Annotated in this window: 13 protein-coding genes and 3 pseudogenes; 7 read left to right on the top strand and 9 right to left on the bottom strand. The window is 56.1% G+C overall.

The annotated features are described in order from the left end of the window. Positions 1-187 precede the first annotated feature (187 nt). Both ACSQ36_RS38035 and ACSQ36_RS38030 read left to right on the top strand, forming a co-directional pair. Entirely contained in the window at positions 188-1567 is a 1380-nt protein-coding gene (locus ACSQ36_RS38035; RefSeq protein ID WP_213766002.1) for an LLM class flavin-dependent oxidoreductase, read from the top strand. A gap of 302 nt (positions 1568-1869) precedes the next feature. Next, positions 1870-3276, top strand: coding sequence for an FAD/NAD(P)-binding protein (locus ACSQ36_RS38030; protein ID WP_436186095.1), 1407 nt, complete (start codon positions 1870-1872; stop codon positions 3274-3276). Between the two features lie 22 nt (positions 3277-3298). On the opposite strand, the gene ACSQ36_RS38025 is transcribed toward ACSQ36_RS38030, so the two are convergent. The 3 genes from ACSQ36_RS38025 to ACSQ36_RS38015 form a co-directional block, all read right to left on the bottom strand. After that, positions 3299-4144, bottom strand: coding sequence for a protein-L-isoaspartate O-methyltransferase family protein (locus ACSQ36_RS38025; RefSeq protein ID WP_436186094.1), 846 nt, complete (start codon positions 4142-4144; stop codon positions 3299-3301). Positions 4145-4583: 439 nt separating this feature from the next. After that, positions 4584-4892, bottom strand: coding sequence for a hypothetical protein (locus tag ACSQ36_RS38020; RefSeq protein WP_213765999.1), 309 nt, complete (start codon positions 4890-4892; stop codon positions 4584-4586). A gap of 179 nt (positions 4893-5071) precedes the next feature. Further along, entirely contained in the window at positions 5072-6046 is a 975-nt protein-coding gene (locus tag ACSQ36_RS38015; RefSeq protein WP_436186093.1) for a hypothetical protein, read from the bottom strand. Positions 6047-6469: 423 nt separating this feature from the next. On the opposite strand from ACSQ36_RS38015, the gene ACSQ36_RS38010 reads away from it, so the two are divergent. Both ACSQ36_RS38010 and ACSQ36_RS38005 read left to right on the top strand, forming a co-directional pair. After that, positions 6470-7495, top strand: coding sequence for a GlxA family transcriptional regulator (locus tag ACSQ36_RS38010; RefSeq protein ID WP_436186092.1), 1026 nt, complete (start codon positions 6470-6472; stop codon positions 7493-7495). A gap of 92 nt (positions 7496-7587) precedes the next feature. Further along, positions 7588-7947, top strand: a pseudogene (locus ACSQ36_RS38005) (sugar phosphate nucleotidyltransferase); the annotation flags it as partial. Between the two features lie 87 nt (positions 7948-8034). Here ACSQ36_RS38005 and ACSQ36_RS38000 read toward each other — a convergent pair. From ACSQ36_RS38000 to ACSQ36_RS37990, 3 genes and pseudogenes are all read right to left on the bottom strand, one after another. Beyond that, positions 8035-8280, bottom strand: a complete 246-nt coding sequence (locus ACSQ36_RS38000) for a hypothetical protein (protein WP_213765995.1) — start codon at positions 8278-8280, stop codon at positions 8035-8037. Positions 8281-8601: 321 nt separating this feature from the next. Continuing rightward, positions 8602-9717 carry a helix-turn-helix domain-containing protein gene (locus ACSQ36_RS37995; protein ID WP_436186091.1) on the bottom strand — a complete coding sequence of 372 codons (1116 nt, stop codon included), beginning with the start codon at positions 9715-9717 and terminating at the stop codon, positions 8602-8604. A 1732-nt stretch (positions 9718-11449) separates the two neighbouring features. Continuing rightward, positions 11450-11743: pseudogene (locus tag ACSQ36_RS37990) on the bottom strand (IS5/IS1182 family transposase); the annotation flags it as partial. A gap of 326 nt (positions 11744-12069) precedes the next feature. On the opposite strand from ACSQ36_RS37990, the gene ACSQ36_RS37985 reads away from it, so the two are divergent. The 3 genes from ACSQ36_RS37985 (at position 12070) to ACSQ36_RS37975 (ending at position 16555) form a co-directional block, all read left to right on the top strand. Next, positions 12070-14118 (top strand): acyltransferase family protein, encoded by a 2049-nt coding sequence (locus ACSQ36_RS37985; protein ID WP_436186090.1) that lies wholly within the window; start codon positions 12070-12072, stop codon positions 14116-14118. A gap of 659 nt (positions 14119-14777) precedes the next feature. After that, complete coding sequence (locus ACSQ36_RS37980; protein ID WP_436186089.1) at positions 14778-15857, top strand: acyltransferase family protein; 1080 nt, start codon at positions 14778-14780, stop codon at positions 15855-15857. A 2-nt stretch (positions 15858-15859) separates the two neighbouring features. Further along, positions 15860-16555, top strand: coding sequence for a hypothetical protein (locus ACSQ36_RS37975; RefSeq protein ID WP_436186496.1), 696 nt, complete (start codon positions 15860-15862; stop codon positions 16553-16555). Between the two features lie 77 nt (positions 16556-16632). On the opposite strand, the pseudogene ACSQ36_RS37970 reads toward ACSQ36_RS37975, so the two are convergent. From ACSQ36_RS37970 to ACSQ36_RS37960, 3 genes and pseudogenes are all read right to left on the bottom strand, one after another. Continuing rightward, positions 16633-16815: pseudogene (locus ACSQ36_RS37970) on the bottom strand (dTDP-glucose 4,6-dehydratase); the annotation flags it as partial. A 137-nt stretch (positions 16816-16952) separates the two neighbouring features. Further along, a complete protein-coding gene (locus ACSQ36_RS37965) occupies positions 16953-17186 on the bottom strand; it encodes a hypothetical protein (RefSeq protein WP_436186088.1) in 234 nt (77 codons plus the stop codon). A gap of 424 nt (positions 17187-17610) precedes the next feature. Beyond that, positions 17611-18930 carry an IS5 family transposase gene (locus ACSQ36_RS37960; protein WP_436186087.1) on the bottom strand — a complete coding sequence of 440 codons (1320 nt, stop codon included), beginning with the start codon at positions 18928-18930 and terminating at the stop codon, positions 17611-17613. Positions 18931-19286: the final 356 nt, after the last annotated feature.

The raw sequence follows: 19286 nt of genomic DNA, 5'->3' as shown, positions 1-19286 counted from the left end.
CTATAGCGCGATAAATCGCAGCATCATGGAATGCAAATTCGAATTCAATAGTTTGCAACGCACTGAAGCTGTGTAAGCATTCTTGTTGCCTTTAGCGTTGAAACGCGGCTAAAACCGCTTTATGTAGGCGGTTTTTGTGGCCTTCGTTCGCTCCCCTTCCTCCGCCAGTCCTTCGCGCACCACTCCCATGAGCAAGAAAAAGATCCTCCTGAACGCGTTCAACATGAACTGTGTCGGCCATATCAATCATGGCTTGTGGACGCATCCGCGTGACCAATCACAAGATTACCGAAAGCTTTCATACTGGACAAATCTTGCAAAGTTGCTTGAACGCGGGTTGTTCGACGGACTTTTTATTGCGGATATTGTGGGGACGTATGACGTTTATCAGGCGTCGGTTGACCTGACGCTGAAGGAATCCATACAGTTACCCGTCAACGATCCCCTGATGCTGGTTTCCGCCATGGCGGCCGTCACGCAACATCTTGGCTTCGGCGTCACGGTGAACCTCACTTACGAAGCTCCCTATCTTCTGGCACGACGTTTTTCCACGCTCGATCATCTTACCGAGGGGCGGATCGGCTGGAACATCGTGACCGGTTATCTCGACAGCGCCGCGCGCGCGATGGGCCTCACCGAGCAGATTGCCCACGACGAACGCTACGACCGCGCCGACGAATACCTCGACGTCACGTACAAGCTCTGGGAAGGCAGTTGGGAAGACGATGCCGTCGTGCGTGACCGCAGCGCACGCGTGTTCGCCGATCCGCAGAAGATACACAAGGTCAACCATCATGGCCGCTACTACGACGTCGAGGGTTATCACTTGTCCGAGCCCTCGCCGCAGCGCACGCCTGTGTTGTTCCAGGCGGGTTCGTCGGGACGGGGCCAGGCGTTCGCGATCCGTCATGCCGAGTGCGTATTCGTATCGAGCCAGAGCAAGGAAGGCACGCGCAAACTCGTCGATGCACTACGCAAGCAAGCGGCCGAGGCAGGCCGGGACCCTGCTGGTCTCAAGGTGTTCATGGGTATCACCGTCGTGGTGGGACGCACGACGGCCGAAGCCGAGGAGAAGTTCGCCGAGTACGCGAGCCACGCGAGCGCCGAAGCGGGACTGGCGCACTTTGCGGCGGGCAGCGGTATTGATTATTCGAAGATCGGTCTCGACGACGAACTCGAACCACCGGGCGGTCACAAAAGCCGCGGCATAGAGTCGTCGGTGCAGCGCGTGACGGACGGACAATCCGGCTGGACCGTACGGCGCCTGCTCGATCAGTTGAAACTCGGCGGGCGGTACACGACTATCGTCGGCGATCCGGTGCAAGTGGCTGACGCGCTGGAATCGTGGATGGACGAAGCTGGCGTCGACGGTTTTAATCTGACGCGTACGGTAACGCCCGAAAGTTACGAGGATTTTATCGACCTCGTGATTCCCGAGTTGCAGGCGCGCGGTGTTTACAAGACTGCTTACGCCGACGGAACCCTGCGCGAGAAGTTGTTCAACCGCGGCGCGAAGTTGCCAGATGAGCATACGGGTGCGTCGTTTCGCCGGGACCACGCGAAGTGATGGCGGGGGCGTTGCCACGCCAGCACCGGCCCTGTAGCAAACTCGGCAAGATAACCGTCGGGCCGGCTATAGGTGGTGTCCAAGCTTCGAGCCAATCCTTAGGCATCCAATACAAACTACCGGGCTTCGCTCAGCCCGATTTCTGCTGAGAAGACAGTGCCGCCAGGCTCGCAACCGATCAAGTTCCATCTCGGTTTCATCACACCAATCCTCAGAAGCTTAGCGAATTTCGTGCTTTACACAGCGTTCACCCGGAGTATTGACTGAGGTATCCTCGACGCTCCAGCATCATGAGCACTCTCTTGAACACTCCCGGACACATCCCGTTGAATATCGTCGTGATCGGTGGCGGCTTCACCGGCGTCGCCTTCGTCATTCATGCCATTCGTGCCTGCCCGGTTGACGTCGGTCTCGACTTCACCATTGTGGAACCGTCGACGGAACTCGGCCGGGGTATCGCCTATGGAACGTCGGACCCGCTGCATCGGATCAATGTACCGAGCGACCGGATGAGCCTGTTCGCCGGCGACTCCACGCACGCCACGCGCTGGCTCAAGGCACACGACCTGATCGATGCCGGCAGCAGCGACGGCCAGGGCAGCTACTACGTATCGCGTGCCCGATACGGAGAGTATGTCGCCGCGACCTTGAACGACGTCGTGGCCGAGGCCGCCTCGCATGTGCGCGTGAAGCATCGGCGAGCGGCCGCGACTGGGGTGCGCAAGATCGATTCAGGTTATACCGTCACGCTCGACGACGGTTCGCATCTGGATGCACATCGCGTTGCGCTGTGTTTTGGCCATACGCCTTCGAAACCACCGGGCGTCATCGACGAACAAGCGCTTCACGATCCCCGGCTGATCACGCAGCCGTGGGTAACGGACGCGTTGCGCGCGATCCCGCAGGATGCTTCCGTGCTGCTGGTCGGCACCGGCCTGACGATGGCGGACGTGGCCGTCACGTTGATCGAGCGCAAGCACACCGGACCCATCACGGCAATTTCGCGCCGGGGTTTGCGCGCCCAGCCGCACGGACTTTTCTCCGATGCCGCCGATTTCCTCGGCAACGCCGCCCCACCCGCCAGCGCCCGTGAACTCGTGCGCAAGCTCAGACAAAGGATCGCGCGCGACGAGGCTCGCATCGGCTGGCAACCCGCCGCCGACGCCCTGCGTTTCGATCTTCCCCGAATCTGGAACGCGTTGCCTTCACGCGAACAAGCCCGGGTGGTGAAAAGGCTGTTGGCGTTCTGGGATGTGCATCGCTTTCGCATCGCGCCGCAAATTCATGCTGCTATAGAGCGGGCCATCGAGAGCGGTCAGATGAGCGTGACCACGGCGGGTATCGTGGGGATCAGACGCGTGGCGGAGCACTTGCGCGCCAGCCTGCGACTTCCGGGCGGCACGCATGAAGAGCATGATTTCGATGCGGTGGTTTTCTGCACGGGACCGGCACGCGATATCGACCGGAATCCGCTTGTGAAATCGCTGTTGGAGGGTGGGCTCGCGCGGCTGGATGCGGTGCGGATCGGACTCGATACCGATCTTCGGAGTCAACTCCGGAATGTGGACGGCGAGGTGTCGCCCGGCCTGCTGGCCTTTGGCCCGATGACGCGTGGAAGCTTCGGTGAAATGACCGGCGCACCCGACATCGCGCGGCATCTTGAACGGGTGCTCAAGGATGGCAGCCTGCTCGCGTATACATCGCGTTGAGGCGTGCGCGTAGCTGCATACGTCAACCCAAGACCGACGAAGAGAACCAGACGTGCTGGTAAGCAGCAACCGCGGTCTTGTCCGGTACACGCTCTGACGTAAGCCATGCCGACCTGACGGACCGTGCCGCGTGGGCGTCTGGCGGCTTCACGAACAAATCCGCAGTCGATGCCCCGCCGACGCAGGCAATGAACCACGCGTTCATCAGCGGTTCCACGTCAAAACCCGCGTCCGTTCGTGTGATCAGCAGGGTTAGTCCGACTTCATCGGACGGGCGCCAGGGGAAGATCAAGCGGCCTTTCGGACGCAGCGCCTGAAGCCACGAACGCGGCGGCGCCAGGACGCCTGCGTTCACATAAATCAGATCGGACGCCGGCAAAGGCAGCTTGGTCGCGTCGCCTTGCGTCACCGTTACGCCCTCGAACGCCCGCAAGTTCTTGCGCGCGGCCTCAGCCAGGCCCGGTTCGATTTCGAACGCCTCTACGTGGCCGCCGGGCAGCGCGAGCACGGAAAGAATGGCAGTGTAATAACCGGAACCAGCGCCGATATGGCACACCACGTCGCCCCGTTGCGGCGCGGCCAAACCGAGCCACGCGGCGTGAAGGAACGGCTCGCCGTTGTTGATTCCCTTGGCTGCATCGAGCGCAACCAGGGCGTTCTGGTACAGATAAACAGGGTCCGCGCTGGGGGTGTCGAAGTACTCGTTGTCCACCATGATCTTCCACGGGCCGGGTGGCAGGAATGCTTCACGGGGCACGAGTTCGAAAACGCGCTCAAGCCTCGGATCGCTGGTCTTGCTCGCGGCCGCCATGAGCCTGGCGTAAGACCTCCTGGCTTCCGCGATATTCCCCTTTTGCTTACGAATCACAACAACCCCTTACCCTCAGATGATTGGGAAGCAGGGTTTCGCGGCCCTTCGGCGTTGCCGGCTTCACTGACGCCATCTATCGTGGCAATGCCTTCGGCTGACGTCAAGATGCTTGATGATGCGGTGCATGGATCCGCCACCCTGCGGTTAAGGCCGAGCTTCCGAAACTAGCCAGGATCAGGCGCGTTTTCGTCAAAGTCAGTGCTCAATTGAACACCCGTGCAAAAAACGGTCATCATCCAGCGACTGAACTCGAGCGCCGCATCCCTCGAATGGACTTTCTATAGTACGTATAGTTATTTTGATATCCTAAATGTCTGCTGGATTTTCCGTCGAACACCGGGCCGATCCGGCAACACATCGTTTCCAAACCGTGTTCTGACTTCGCGATCCGCTCTCCCCACCCCTACGCCCATTTCAAGCCCTCGGACCTATGCACCTAGTCGAAACAGCGGCCTTGTTCCATCATGACGCGCCACGCCATACTCGCGGCAAATATGTCACGCCCCTGTGCGTCTGGTCGACAGCCGTTGGAGATGCACCAATCGGGGAAAACATCCGGGTCGATGTACGCCTGAACCACGAGGATTCCCTGGCTAACCAAGCGTTCGCGCAAACGTTCAACCTGCTCCTTCCACTCCTGGTATGAACGCGGCAACGTATCGCCGTCGATCAGCATAGCGCGGCTCCTGTCGTAGTCTTCCCGCATATACCACGCAACGCCGAACACGCCGACCTGCGAATCCATGGTTTCCTTTTTAGAGAACTAGCGGGTGTGCAAGACCTTAGCTGCGGCCGCTATTGGACTATGTACAGACATCCGCAGGCAACGCCGCAAAACCCCGGCAGCGAGTAACCCGTCGCGAACCACCAGCCCGAAACGTGGAACGCGCCAGCCATGTCGATATCGGTATCGATATCGCACGTTTATCGAACCAGGGTTATCGCGTGGTACAAACTTCGACCGAACCTCATGTGCATCCTTGTCCGCAAGCTCTGGACGAACGAATCTCGAAGCAATTCAACGCCGCGGCCTGCTCGCGCAGGCAGAAGACCCACCGCCTGAACGAAGTCGTCCACGGCGTCCGTATTCGCGTCCTCTTCGAGCACGACGATTCGATGTTCACGCACCCTCTCGACGGCCTCCGGTCCTCCAGCGTTCTCGCCGAAGCACAGCGAGTTCGAAATGCCTCGCTCGCCTCCTGGAACGAGTAACAGGTCGGCTGCGTAGATACCGCCCCTCTCATCAGGACACGTCCCGGCAAACCGGGTCCGCCCGGGAAACATCGACGACAAATCTGCGAGCCATGGCGCTACCGCCTTGTCTCGCCCGCCGGCGATCAGCAAGCGCGAGTTTGGGGTTTGCATCAGGGCAAGAATGAGCGCGGTTTGCCGGGCCACGCGAGCGGTGTCGGTCATCGAAGTTTCGTCGCTGACGACAGCCAGCGCGAAGTCGCCGTCCGACACGTTCATTGCCCGCCGGGCACGCTGCCTCGCCGCCGTCGAGACGTTACCGAGTCGTGGATCGGCTAAGACTTTCATCGGCGTCTGACTAGCGGTCCTGACTTCGCCGCGTACATCGAAGGTAAGCAATGTCGCACGGGAAGCCAGCGAACGCCGGTCGTTCCATTCACTATCGACCGGACACTCAGCCGGGTTTTCACCGCGTGTGTCCAACGCAAAGACAGATCCAGCGCCGAATCTACGTCCAAGCGTGAATGCACATTCGGTGAATGCATCCGCATAGGTCTCGACGCCGACGAACACATAAAAATTTCCTGGAGCGGCCGCGGAGATGTCCGTTCCGACGCGCTGCATCATTGAGAGGAGATGAGACGATGTAACAGCAATGGCAGTCGGTGTCCCGCCGCTCGGTTCCGTTTCAATAAAGTCAACGCCCACGAAGATCTCAGCCCCCAAGCGGCGCCATAGCGGCATGGACCTATTCAGCGGCGCAACTATCTTGATGGGAATGTTCGAAATGGAACGAATGCCATTGATCGAGTCGAAGATAATATTTACCGACGCGAAATGGGTTCCTGGTATTAGAAAGACAATTGAGGAATGCAATTCCAACCATCTAAGTAGGAAGACGTGTTTAGTCCGCTGAACGCCTCTTCAAGCCTTTGTAGACCGCGCTCCACGGCACTTTTTTATGGCAAATTCATAGCATATTTAGTACCAATTTTATATAAATTTTTCTCAATTATAGATAGGTCTTCTTAACCATTTCGGACAATACGTATCCCTTTTGAGACAGCTGATAAAGCAACATTTCATTGTTGGCTAGAATGATTTTAGGACACACACACAAACGAGAAAAAGATGAACTTAGAGGGCGCAAGATCCTGGTCGAACGCGAGACAGGTAGTCTCGATCGAGCAAGGAACCCGACGGCATGGACACGCGACCAAAAAGCGGATCGCGATCCTGGTCTACGAGAACTGCTCTTTCGTCGAGATCGGTTTGATTGTCGAGTCCTTTGACCTAGCGAACTCGGTCGCGTTAACGCCGTCGGGTCAGATGCCTCATTATTCGGTATCCTTATTGTCAAGCAAGGGCGGCCGGATTCAATGTTCAAACTCCATCAGCATGGAGACCAGTCCGGTGGAGGGCGCCTCGTCGTCCGGATACGACGCACTGTTCATTGCGGGCGGAGAAGGCGCGTCGATTGCTGCTAGCGATAGCCGGACAAGAGAATGGCTCAGGCACGTATTCCAGACGGTCCGCGTCGTGCAGGCGGCGGGGAACGGCACGCTCCTGCTCAAAGGTGCGAACCTGCCCAATGCTCGCGGCATGATCATTCCTATACGGCCGGCAGGCAAGCTGCCCAGTCCGGCGCTGGGCAACGACCTGGTGATCGACGTCAACGCAGGTTCACCGGTTATCACTGCTCTGTCGCTCATTAAATCTGATTTCGACTATGAAACAGCCGAAGGCATCGCAGAGCGCCTGATGCCCTTTTCCGGCCGCTGGCTCGAGCCGCTCCTCGGGGACCTGCCCAACGCCAACGTCGCATCGACCATTAAGGAGGCGACGCGCTGGATAGAAGAACATTGTGCCCGACCCATCACGGTAGACGACATTGCCCAAAGCGTGTCGATGGGCGAACGTACATTTCTTCGGCATTTCAAGGCCGAAACTGGCATGCCGCCGTCCGAGTATTTGTTACACACCCGTCTCGACATTGCTTGCAGGTTGTTGATAACAACAACCTTGCCTATCGACAAAGTCGCGCGCCGCTGTGGAATGCGCAGCGGCACTCGGCTTGCGAAGATATTCAAGCGCCGCCTGGGAATTTCCGCGAGCGACTACCGCAATTGCGCACGCAAGGATTTCGGTAGTGGCTGAGCTCGGAAGGATAGGCCACGAAGCGTCGTTGGGTGTCGGCGCTGCTCGGTCCAGCGGCACTCACTCTCTGAGCGCAGTGATAATGCCGGCGTGATGGGAAAGAATGGGAAGACAATATCTTCAAGCTGTCGGGCATTGTGGAAAAGCCGGAACCTGAAGTTGCGCCTTCGAATCTGGGCGTGGTCGGGCGATATGTGCTGAAACCGCGCATCTTCGATCACATCCGTGCATTGAAGCCGGGCGCCGGCGGCGAGCTGCAACTGACGGACGCAATCCAGTCATTGCTCGCTGACGAACAAGTGCTGGCGTACAAGTATCACGGCACGCGTTTCGATTGCGGCAGCAAGCTGGGTTATTTGAAAGCGACAGTGGAATTCGCGCTGCGCCATCCGGAAGTGGCTAAGGATTTCAACGCCTATTTATCGGCGTTCATGTCGGCTTTGCATGTTTGATTAGTTGGCGGCTTCCTCGCAGAAAATGCCTTGTCAGGCGGGTCAGAAAATATGAATATGCCGCTGCCACGCCGCGGCCCAACAGCTTCAATGCCCGCGTCTCATCGTTCTCATCAGTTCGGCGAGGAACGTGGACGCTTCGATTTCCTCTTTCTGCGCTCGCCACAGTAGCGCGCCCGCAGATGCAATGGCTTCCCAGTCGCTATCGCCGACAATGCCGTGCGTGCGAGCAAGAACGCTCGCCAATGAAACAACCGTTTCCGACGGACGTTGGCCGTAGGCCGGGTTTTCGGCCATCTTCTTGAACAGCGTCAATATCAGCAAACTATCCATCTCGTTGCTCCAGGTCAGTTGCAGATTGGACACCAGATACTTGCGACCACGACGCAGCTCAGATCGGTTCGCTTCCGGGGCTATTTGTCTTCGGTGTACTTCGCTTTTTCTCAGAATGCGTGCGCAAGGAAGCGTTCGGGACAAGGGTCCTCGTAGCCTTCTCAGCCCAGCGCCTCATCAAGCGCCAGGCGTGGATTTACAAGCAGTGCACCAGGAGAATACGTTTGGCGACGGGTAGCATTTGGAGGTCGACAATGCTCCGCATCATCGCGCGCATCTACGTTCCGATGACCGCCGCCTGGCGCAAAGACTTTTAGATTTCTATTCCGACTCGAGCTGTCCGCGATGAGCTGCGCGGTACTCACTCGGCGTGAGCGACATGCGACGCCGGAAGATACGCGAAAGCCGTTCTCCGCTCCCCAAGCCGCAGCGACGCGCGATTTTATCGACCGGTAGCGTCGTCTTTTTGAGGAGGTGACAAGTGATCTCGAAGCGCGCATTCAACAAATACTCTGATGGCGTCACCCCTGTCTCGACCTTGAAACGGCGGAGAAAGTTGCGCTCGCTCATCCCCGCGACTTCCGCGGCCTGCGCAATCGAAATAGAACGCTTGCAGTTCTCGCGAAGCCATTGCCCGGCTTTCTGCACTCGGTGCGTCGCATCGATCTCGTCAGATGCGTCCGTTTCCAAGTGGGGGAAATCCAGGTTCGGTGACGTCACATGGCGGGTAATCCGCCGCGCAATTTCAATGCTCAAATTTTCCGGAATCAGCGACAGCGCTGCAGCGAGCGGACTGCTTACATCGCGACGCGCAAACCGTGTGCCCTCTTGCGCCGCGATGGAGTGACGTTGATATTGGCTGCCGGACTCGCTTATGCCGAACGAGGAGTGACGGCGGTATCCCGTCGCCTCGACCAATCTGGATGCGTGATCGTTCCATTCCACGATGCTTGCATTCGACAGCAACTTGCGAAGCGGTCCCATCATTGAAGAATCGGTTAGTGCAATGTCGCGCTCGGTTCCCAGCATGATGAAGACACCATCGAAGCGGAGACCTAAATGCTCATCGATGGCATCTGTGCGTATGCCTACCGATGAAGAATCCTTTACATAACCGCCTCGGGCGGAAAGCAAAACAACTGACGACCCGATCCCTACCGGACGCTCGGCTTGCTTCGCCAGGTTGGCTTGTTGACATACCTCGGCTACGAGACCGACGTCTAGAAGAGAGAAACCATCAGACAACACAATGGCTATCTGGCCGTTCCGGCCTGGTGAATCGTTCAGTCTGATTTGAGCCACCGTACCCCGGAAAAGGGATGGCTCCGTTTGAGTGTGCATGACTGCTCTCAATGGCGGTTGATAGGTTTTCTTATTTGTTGCAGCGCATGATACATTTCTGAAAAAGTAATAATTACGCGTGGCGCAAATGGGCAATGTTTTGTCGGAGTCAGTTTTACTTATAGTTAAGTGAATTTCATATGAAATATCATATATTTTCTTTTATTTTCAATGTGTTATGACACTTTTTTATGTCATTTCAATTCATTGATCATATGAATATTAGGCATAATTATTACAATAATTACATTCATAGATGACTCTTAGGCGCATATGCTTGGCGGAATTAACCGGTAGATTCGCCGCGTGTTCACGCCATATGGCTTGCGCTTAGTCGACATGGTTGGGGCGGGGGTTGCGTTGGATTCGAGGGGGGAGGGGGAGGTTCGGACGGACGCGGTATGCCGTCGTTGACGTAAGTATGTCAACTGGGTCAACGAGGAAAGAAATTCGACTTTGACTTTCGTCGGTGCCAGCTATTTGGTGGTGCGTGAGGGGCGCAAATACGCCTGATATCCGCACTGGCTAGCCAACTAGAGGTGGTTGAGGCGCGCCATGGTCGTTTGATTGCGTGAAGGCCATGGTTCGGCCGAGTACCGGCTTCCTCTGCTTGCGCATGCATCCACTGGCTTGATGGCCCCCGTTTGAAATACGGGCGTGCTGCGGATGCTCGCCTTCGGGACAGCATCTGTCGCGTCGGAGCCGAACGCCGAGACTCCGCGATGACCGCTTTGACGAGAGAATACTCAGCCGTTAAGTGCCATAAAGCGCATAAGTGCATTTGTCAACGGGTTGAGATAGAGACCTTATGCGTTGCCGTTGACGCGCCTCATACTAAAAACAGAAACTGAGACAAACATATAACCCACGCTCCTCCGGTGCTTCTTGGCTCGGGGTTAGCACACGACACCAGAATCGAACAACGAGGATGCTTCGAGCCCGGACGCCGAGTCGGAAGCATGCGTCAAAGCGATCACCCTGAGATTGCTCGCGGCCATCCCAGACATTGTGCGAGCATCGATATGAACACATCCGAAACCCGAGCGGCCACCGTGTGTCTCTTTTCCCCGAAGGGAGTTAGGCATACTGTACGTGTGATGAACAACGAAAAAAACAGACCATGGCGACTATCGGAACCGCCAACGCACAAGCTCGTGCTTGATCTGTTTCCCCAAGATTTATCAACCGATTGAGCTTGTGTCGAAGCACAAAGCGGCGGCCGTCCGACGCAGTCACGGGAAGCTAGCGCGTATACGCGGGCCGCAGGCTTTGTTGTGGGGAATTGGCTGAACGTCGCTTAGCGCTTATGGGGCCATTCGAAGTAAATATTTTTCGGAGCGTCTCCTGCTTCAGCAGGCTAACCTCGAAACCCCTGTTGCACTTCACCATCGAAACCGTCACGTTAAGGGCGGCAGAAACGGAAGCATCTTCGATGCGGTATAGAAGGATAGCGACCGAGCTTGCTTACCCGCCGAGCAACGTCGGAAGGCGGCGCGTTACGACCTGGTGGTGAAAATTGCATGCTCACGCGCTTGCGTAAGTCGCGATTGTCCTAGTGTGCATTGGGAAGTGCCGTCGACCCATGACGAAAGTTTCCTGCCGCACAGACCTCCCGTACTACCGCCGTCAGACTTCTCTCAACCAATCGGAGGAAACTATGCAATGGCGACATGCAGTATTCGCGGCTATTTGGGGCCCCGTTTGTGTTTTGGGATTTATCGTTTCAGTGACCATTGTCGAAGTTTCACGCTCGCGGCTCCGAAAACGTAGGTAGTCGGCCCTGAACAATTGATTTTGTTGGCGGCTGGTTTATCCGACGGAGGTATTTTCACTCAAGAGAATTCACCAGAAGATGGGAATGAAGCGCGTAACAAAGCCCCAGTTCCCTGAGGATCAGCCGCAAGCTGTGGCCGGCACCGCACCGTATCGCGGGCATTGCATCGACAAGGGCACCTCTGAGCCAGTTCCGATCGAGTTTGTCATTCGTCTTCATGCGACCGATGGCAAACTCGATCGCGCTGCGCCGTGGCATCACTGCGTGATGCCACGGCTTCAGGCCAGGGCGGTGAATCTTCACGCCGTCGATTGGTACGCCCTTGTAACCGCGATTCACGATTGCCACATTCGGGATGCGATTACCCAGGTTTGCGCTAAGACACGTCCGAGAAAGACAACCCCTTGTCCGTTTTCGGAATTTGCGGTCGGTTAAACTCATCTCGTCGTCAGTGACTTATAGCTTGCTGCTTTTTTGCCTCGCTGGACGGTTTCCAACTGAGTACAGATCGAATCCCGTTATTTCCAGGGTCTCCGGTCCCCCGCTTAAAAATGGGCAACGGTTGTGTATAACGAGGTGGCGGACACTGCGGCCGGATCGCATGCACGTGCCCAGAATGGATTCGCCTGCTAGCAGGCTCAACAAACAGTCCGACTTAAAAGCGCTTACGAAAAATGATCAAAAAAAGGCCCTTCCACGCGTCTTACATTGACGGCCTACGCGCCATTGCTGTGCTTTCCGTTATCGCATTCCACCTGAATCCGAACTGGCTTCCAGGTGGTTTCGCAGGAGTCGACGTTTTTTTTGTGATTTCTGGCTTCGTCGTCGCAATATCGGTCAGCGATATCGGAAGAGCCAACCTAACTCGCTTTTTGACCTACTTCTATGCGCGGCGCCTAATACGTATCGCACCGGCACTCGTCGTTTGCTTGTTTGTCACATTTGTCGCGTCGGCACTGCTGATACCGCACGCATGGCTTTCGGATACGAACAACAAAACGGGCCTATCTGCCTTCCTCGGCCTGTCAAATTTTGTCCTTGCTGCCAATGCTGGGAACTATTTCTCCCCCATTGTCGAATTCAATCCTTTCACGCACACGTGGTCGCTCGCGGTTGAGGAGCAGTTCTACTTTGTGTTTCCGTGGTTGTTTATCTTGTGGCTGCGCAGCAGCCGTGCGGCATCAATCTGCCTTTTTGCTACGGCGGTGATCGCCTCGTTCATCTGCGCAATATGGCTTGGACGAACCGACAAAACGCAGGCCTTTTATATGATCTGGTCCCGCTTTTGGCAGCTCGGAGCCGGTGTGTTGCTGTTCCAAATAATGCACATACGTGGCCATTCGTTTAGAGAGAAAAGCCCTTATCTGGCATGGTGCGGAATGGCAGCTGACCTTGGGCTGTGTTTGTTGGTCATGGGCCTGATAGTTGCACGATCGGATGCAGCGCCGTTCCCGGCGGGTATTCTTCCTGTAGCGGGAACAGCGATGATCTTGGGTACTCTACACGGGCGTAAAGGCGGAATATCACATAGCTTGCTGACAAGCCGGATAATGGTTTTCGTCGGCAAGATATCTTACTCGCTCTACCTCTGGCATTGGCCCGTGTTCGTGTTGTTCAGATGGACGGTCGGACTCGATTCGTACGTTTGGCAGTTTGCCGCGTTGAGTACGGCTACAGTTCTTGCCATTTTGTCGTATTACTTCGTCGAGCAGCCACCCCGAAAAGCCGCCCAGCAAGTGCAGAAACCGAGGTTGATTGCTGCGGGGGCGGTACTCGTATTCTCGGGCTGCCTACTTTCAGGGGCGGTTTCGTACGCTCAGCCTAGAATTTCACTCAGTACCGTGTCGCGCAACATGGATGTTTGGTATCCAGAAGGTCCGCACTTGGCACATGGCAACAACGGTTGTTCGGTGGGGGACTCATCAAAACGATCTTTTAACGATGGAGTTTTCTGGATCAACGAACGTTCGCGTTGCGACGCTCCAGTCACGTTCCCACACAATGTTTTTGTTTTAGGTGATTCTCACGCGATCGCTTACACGGGGATGTTGAAGCAATTCGCTATCCGGACTGGGGCCAAAGTCTACGTGTACAACAAAGCTGGTTGCCCATTCATCAGCCTACTGCCTGTGCCGGGGCGCGAAGTGAGCTGCCAAGCGTTCGACGACGCCGCGGTCGCTGATATGCTTCCGCTCATCAAACCCGGAGATATCGTATTTTTGGCATCATTACGGCTACCGCGCATGGTCGACCAATGGGCATTTTTTGGGGTCGATTTTGCTAAAAACGTGATGTTCAGCCCGATTGCGGAGGAACACCGACAAAGGGATGTCGAAAATGCCATCCCTATCTTGAGGCAAATCGCAGCACGTGGCGCGCGCATCGTATTCGAAGCACCTACGCCAATGCTTGAGAGTATCCCTTATCGTTGCGCTGACTGGTTCAACCGAGAGAACCCGATCTGCTCTCAAGGGATGTCAGTGCCGCGTTCGCTCTTAGACGACTTGCGTGCACCGGTGTTGGCATCCTACAAACAGATGCAAACGGCCATTCCTGGCTTGTCAGTCTGGGATCCGATGATAGTGCTTTGCCCTGGCTATGAATGTCATGCGTACCGAGACGGTAAGCCGCTACTTTTCGACGGTGATCACCTCAGTTACTTCTCAAATATGCTATTGCTTCCGTCTTTCTCCGCCTTTGTCAGTGGAGACCCCTTCTTATAATAGCGTTTCTGACTTCTGAGATTGCAAAAGAAAGTAAATCTATAATTTAATCTGTCCTACGGAAGAATCGTGCCGACATCGTCAAGGATTGTGTAGTGTGGTGTGGCTGAATTCGCCACGAATTTTGGCGAATACGCAAAGGTATGCCCGGATAAAATAAGGTTTGCAAAGAACTGAGAAGCAATGATGAAAATCGCACAGCGAAAACATTTAAACGGCCCGAAGACGGTGTTATGAAAAGTCGATAAATTTTAGTAGCAGGATCAATTCCGGAAGAGTGGAGCGGCGGCTAGCCGAAACTTTTTTGACACGGCAAGACTAATCGTGCTGAATTGAGTATTTGCATCTATCAGTCTAACTAAGGGCCGCAAATGGATTAGCCGCGTACTTCCATGTTTTGACGGAATCGAATCATTCGCTTGGTGTATCGTTGAGCCGCCACCAGGGTCGCTTATATCGAAAGAGGCAATGATTGGCCTCTCCTATGTCAACGTTGGTGCGGTGGAAAACTGCCTGGAATCCGTGGCCATTGCGTTGCAGGATTATCCGACGCAGTCATGTGCAGCTGAATGCTCCACCGCATGGGGCGCCCCGCGAACGTGCGGAGCGGAAGATCACAACCTTCATTCGACTCACGCCACTCCACTCAGGTATAACCCATGACGCCGACACGCCCAACCACTGAGTACGAGAATAATGTCCAGGTGCTGCGCTTCGTCGCAGCCGCAGTGGTACTGATCACCCATATAACGTTCTATCTGCATGAGCGTGTTGATCCCGGTTTGCACGTATGGCATGTCGGCGAAGCCGGAGTACCACTATTCTTTGTCATTAGCGGCTTCGTCATGGCGCTATCAGGGTCAAGGCTAGAACGGAATGCTAAGGGTGCGGCTTATTTCCTTCGAAAGCGCGTTGCTCGGATATTCCCACTGTACTGGGTCATCACGACCTTTAAGGTAGCGATCGCAATTGCGGTACCGGCCGCAGTGCTGCACAACAGACCCGATATCCTTCATACGCTCGGGTCCTACTTCTTGATTCCGATGACGAACTCCGAAGGGGATGTTCGACCGATTCATGGCGTCGCCTGGACACTCCTGCATGAGATGCTCTTCTACTATATTTTTTCGCTTTCCCTTCTACTCCGCCAAAAACCCGTCTTGTTTTCTTCGGGAATAATTATCAGCATGTGTTCGCTGGCGTTGTTTGTATCCCCACAGACTGCAGCCTCGCGGGTCTGTCTCAATGATATAAACCTTCTCTTCGTGGCGGGTATGTTCCTCGCCAGCATGTATAAGCGAGGACATCGCCTGCCGCGTTACGTGGCTGCGGTAGCCCTCACAGCCGGAATCATCTGTATTGCAAGTGACGACGTCAGCATGCTCCTGCACCGGCTTTTCCTGAACTTCAATATCGGAGCGGTTCTCATCGTGGCGGCGCTCCTGTCGGTCGAATTCACTTTTGCCCCAAAATTCAAAGCGTTCTTTGTAAGGCTCGGCGGAGGATCCTATTCCCTGTACCTGATACATCCGATCGTAGCGCCCGCTATTTGTGTCGTCCTGTTCAAGATGCATGTTCATTCGATCCCCATCCTGATACTGGCCGCATTCTCCGCGTCCGTCTTTCTCGGACAATGTGTTTTCAATTGGATAGAAAAACCGCTTAGCCGAAGGGCTGCAGATTTTCTGAACAAACTTACCGGTCCTTACCCGGGCCTGTCTTTAGCTGCAAAGGAATAGGAATGGTTTACCGCAACGTCATTCGAATCCTGGTCATCATTTTTCTCGCACAATTCGCAGTGAACGCGAACACTCAACCTGCCGAGTCCGGAAACCACGGGTTATTGGCCATCGGAAACTCAATCACGCGTCACGGGCCGTCGTCCACACTAGGATGGACCGGAGACTGGGGGATGGCCGCGAGCAAGCTAGGCGCTGACTATGTTTCGCAACTCGCAGATCTGCTGTCCACGGCCTCGAGCTCGGGTCCGTGGCGTGTAACGCGCATCAATGCGAGCGACATCGAAACGAAGGCTTCTGCCTATTCTATTCAGACGCTTGCCGCACTGCATCCGCAGGATTATGAAGTGATCGTCATCGAACTCGGAGACAACGTTCCTAAAGGTACCGAAGATACTTTTTCTCCCGTGTACTCCAATGTAATCAAGGCATCGAAGCCCCGCAACGGCGTGCTTGCATGCATAGGAACATGGTGGACATCGCCAGCGATCGACAAGATCATCGAGGAAACCTGCCGGAACGCCGGAGGCATCTATGTCGATATTTCCGGACTGTCGTCCATCCCCGAGAATGTTGCGCGGAACGAGCGCCAAATCGACAACCCCGGCGTGGGGATGCACCCCAGTGATCGGGGCATGATTGAGATTGCGCATCGGATATTCGACAAAATATCCAAAGCCATTGGAGAATCCCCTTGACAGAGGCACCCAGCAGAGAAAAGCAGTGAACCAGCGCACCTTGTTATTTGACGCGAGTAGCTGGTAATTGCATCCTCGCTTTCAGGAGCGAAGTGCAGCAGGGAGCGCGGCTTGCGCTCGGTGAAGAGCGCGTCGAGTGCAGCGCGATCGCAGATATCGGCTCGTATGAACACATGCCGGGGATTTGCCTGTTGCGACCCGAGCGTACCCAGATTGCCGGCGTAGGTCAGCTTGTCTACATTCAGCACCGCTTCGTCCGACGTATCAGAAAGCAGCGCCTTATGCTGTGCCATACCCTTCGCTAGGTCAGCACGGCCTCGAAACGCTGGCAACTCCTCGCGCGCATCCCGGCCGGCGTTTTCGGGTCGCCGAGCAATTCGTCGAGAACAACGGAAAGTTAATCGGGATAGCCGGAAAACCGGGCACCATTGGTGGCAACCCAGCGACTAAAACGGTTGTCGCGCGCGATGACGGCGTTTCCCGTACCCACCGCCTCGACAAGGGACGGCTTGGTTCCAGCGACTTTGTGGCCGCGCATGTAAGCGGCACGATGAAATCTCTTTGCCTCGACCACCGCTCTGTCGTAGATTGCGCCGACAAATACGACTTCACTGCTTGCTGCGTCAAGCACCGCTCAATGATAGGCGTTACCGGATGGCGCATAATTTTCCAGCACTACGAGATTGTGGCCGCGACTTCATCGAAAAACCCCGCACGATATCGAGGGCAGAGTCCTGGGGTTCTAGCGGCGCGATTACCGTGAGGAAACAGCCGGCCACGAGAGATTAAGCGCGTGCGGCGGTTAGCGGAGCAGCGAGAACTGCCGGAGTGCCACGGGGGATCGTCGTGATCCTGTCGGCCCTCACTCGGCTCAACAGATAGTGCTTGATTTCCGGGTGGTCGGCGATATGGCAATTGCCGAGCCAGCACCCGGCCTGCTAGTTAAGATAAAACGACGTCTTTCCAACCCTGCCTCACTTAGCCCGTGACCATTCGATGTCGTCCAAATTAATTAGTCGGCCCTGAACAATAGATTTTGCTCGCTGCGGGTTGAGTCACGAAAGGGACTTGCAAGCGAGCGTGTTCAACAACAGGGCCAGCATAAAGGCGTAAAAAAACTGCAGCTTCCTGAGGATCATCCGCAGGTTGTGGCCGGCGCCGCACAGCACCGCGTGTATCGCATCGCCTAGTGCGCCTTTGAGCCAGTTCCGATCGAGTTTGCCATCCGTCTTCATGTGACCAATGGCCGGCTCGATCGCGCTTCGCCGTCGAATCATCGCCCTTAGTCCACGCGTGATGCCACGCCTCAAACCGGGGTGGTAGATCTTCACACCGTCGATCGTGACGCCCTTGTAGCCGCGATCAACAATCGCCACTTCCGGGCTCGCATCGCTCAGGATTGCCGCCTGCTCCAACGCCTCAGCCAGCGTGTGCCCGTCGTACGGATTGCCGGGCATCGAGCGCGCGCCGACTACCAGCCCTTCCTTGTGAGTCGTCGTGATCGACACCTTCACACCAAATTCATACGGCGTGCGAACCTTTCCTTTGGCCAGACACTCAACTTCCGGTGCATGCAGCGCATAGAGCTTGTTCTTGTCCTTGGGCTTTTGCGACAGAATCCGCCTCGTACGGGCAATCAACTCCAGCAGCGCAGCGCGACCTGAGTCCGATGCTCGACCGATCTGCCGCTCGACATCGCGCATCACCCGGCCCACGCGCGAGCGCAGCGTGCGCAACGTCTTCCTCATGCGCTTGTACTGCTTGGCGTGCGCATAGCGGCCAATCTGCAGTGCCAGGCGCGGCGCCTCGCGGTTGTAGTTCTGTCTGAGCTTGATGCCGTGGCGGGCGGCGGCCTTGACCAGATGTTCACGGCACCGCTCCAGCAAGCGTGAATCGGTTGGATGGGCAATTGCTTTGGGCATTACCGTCGTGTCGACGATCACGCGCTTCACGCTCGACGCCTTGATCACGCCTGCACGTTTGGCCGCCTCAATCGTCGCCCCCAACAGCTCTTCGATACCCGCTTCACCGAGACGCTTGCGCCAGCGTGTCAGACTCGACGGATCGATCGGCGGCTCGGTTTGCAGAAACGTCTCGCCGGTGAAGACCTGCCAGTAAGGGTTCTCGACCCATTGCCATACGACTTCCTCGTCGGACAGGTCGAACGCGTGTTGCAAATAAAGCAGCCCTGCGATCAGGCGGGGTGAAGTCGCCGGTCGTCCGGCACGGGATACGAAGCTCTCGCTCATCGCTGCGCCCAGCCGTGCCCAATCAATCAGACTGGCCAAACGCACCAGAGGATGCTTTAAATTGATCTGTTCAAGCAGCGGCTGGCGGAAGAAATCTTGCTCTGTCACACGCGCTTTCGGACCCATTCGGACCTCGTCAGAATTTGCAGGGTTTCAAGCGTTAATATGCCCGTATCCTGCAATTCCAGCAATCCGGTTTCGCCCTTAAACGCCCGTCAGTAAAGGCTTTGGCGATTGTTCAGGGCCGACTAATTAGGGTTGGCGCACCTCTCAGACGCAGCAACGCACTGAACACGGCTGAGCGCTGGCACAGATCGCAGTGTTGCGCAGCGCGTCTAGGGCCTCCTCGAGTCCAGTCCCCCTCCCATGACGGGAATGCGAACCGGCTCGATGCTTGTCCGGCTGTCTTCGACGACGAGTCCTGCGCATTCTTGCTGGTAGTGGACAACGACACACCATTCTTGACTGACAAAGTAAAGCCG

Origin of the sequence: Caballeronia sp. LjRoot34, assembly GCF_964253815.1 — a bacterium.
Taxonomy (GTDB): domain Bacteria; phylum Pseudomonadota; class Gammaproteobacteria; order Burkholderiales; family Burkholderiaceae; genus Caballeronia.
Note: the sequence above shows the minus strand (reverse complement) of the source record. Positions and strands in the feature narration are given on the sequence as shown.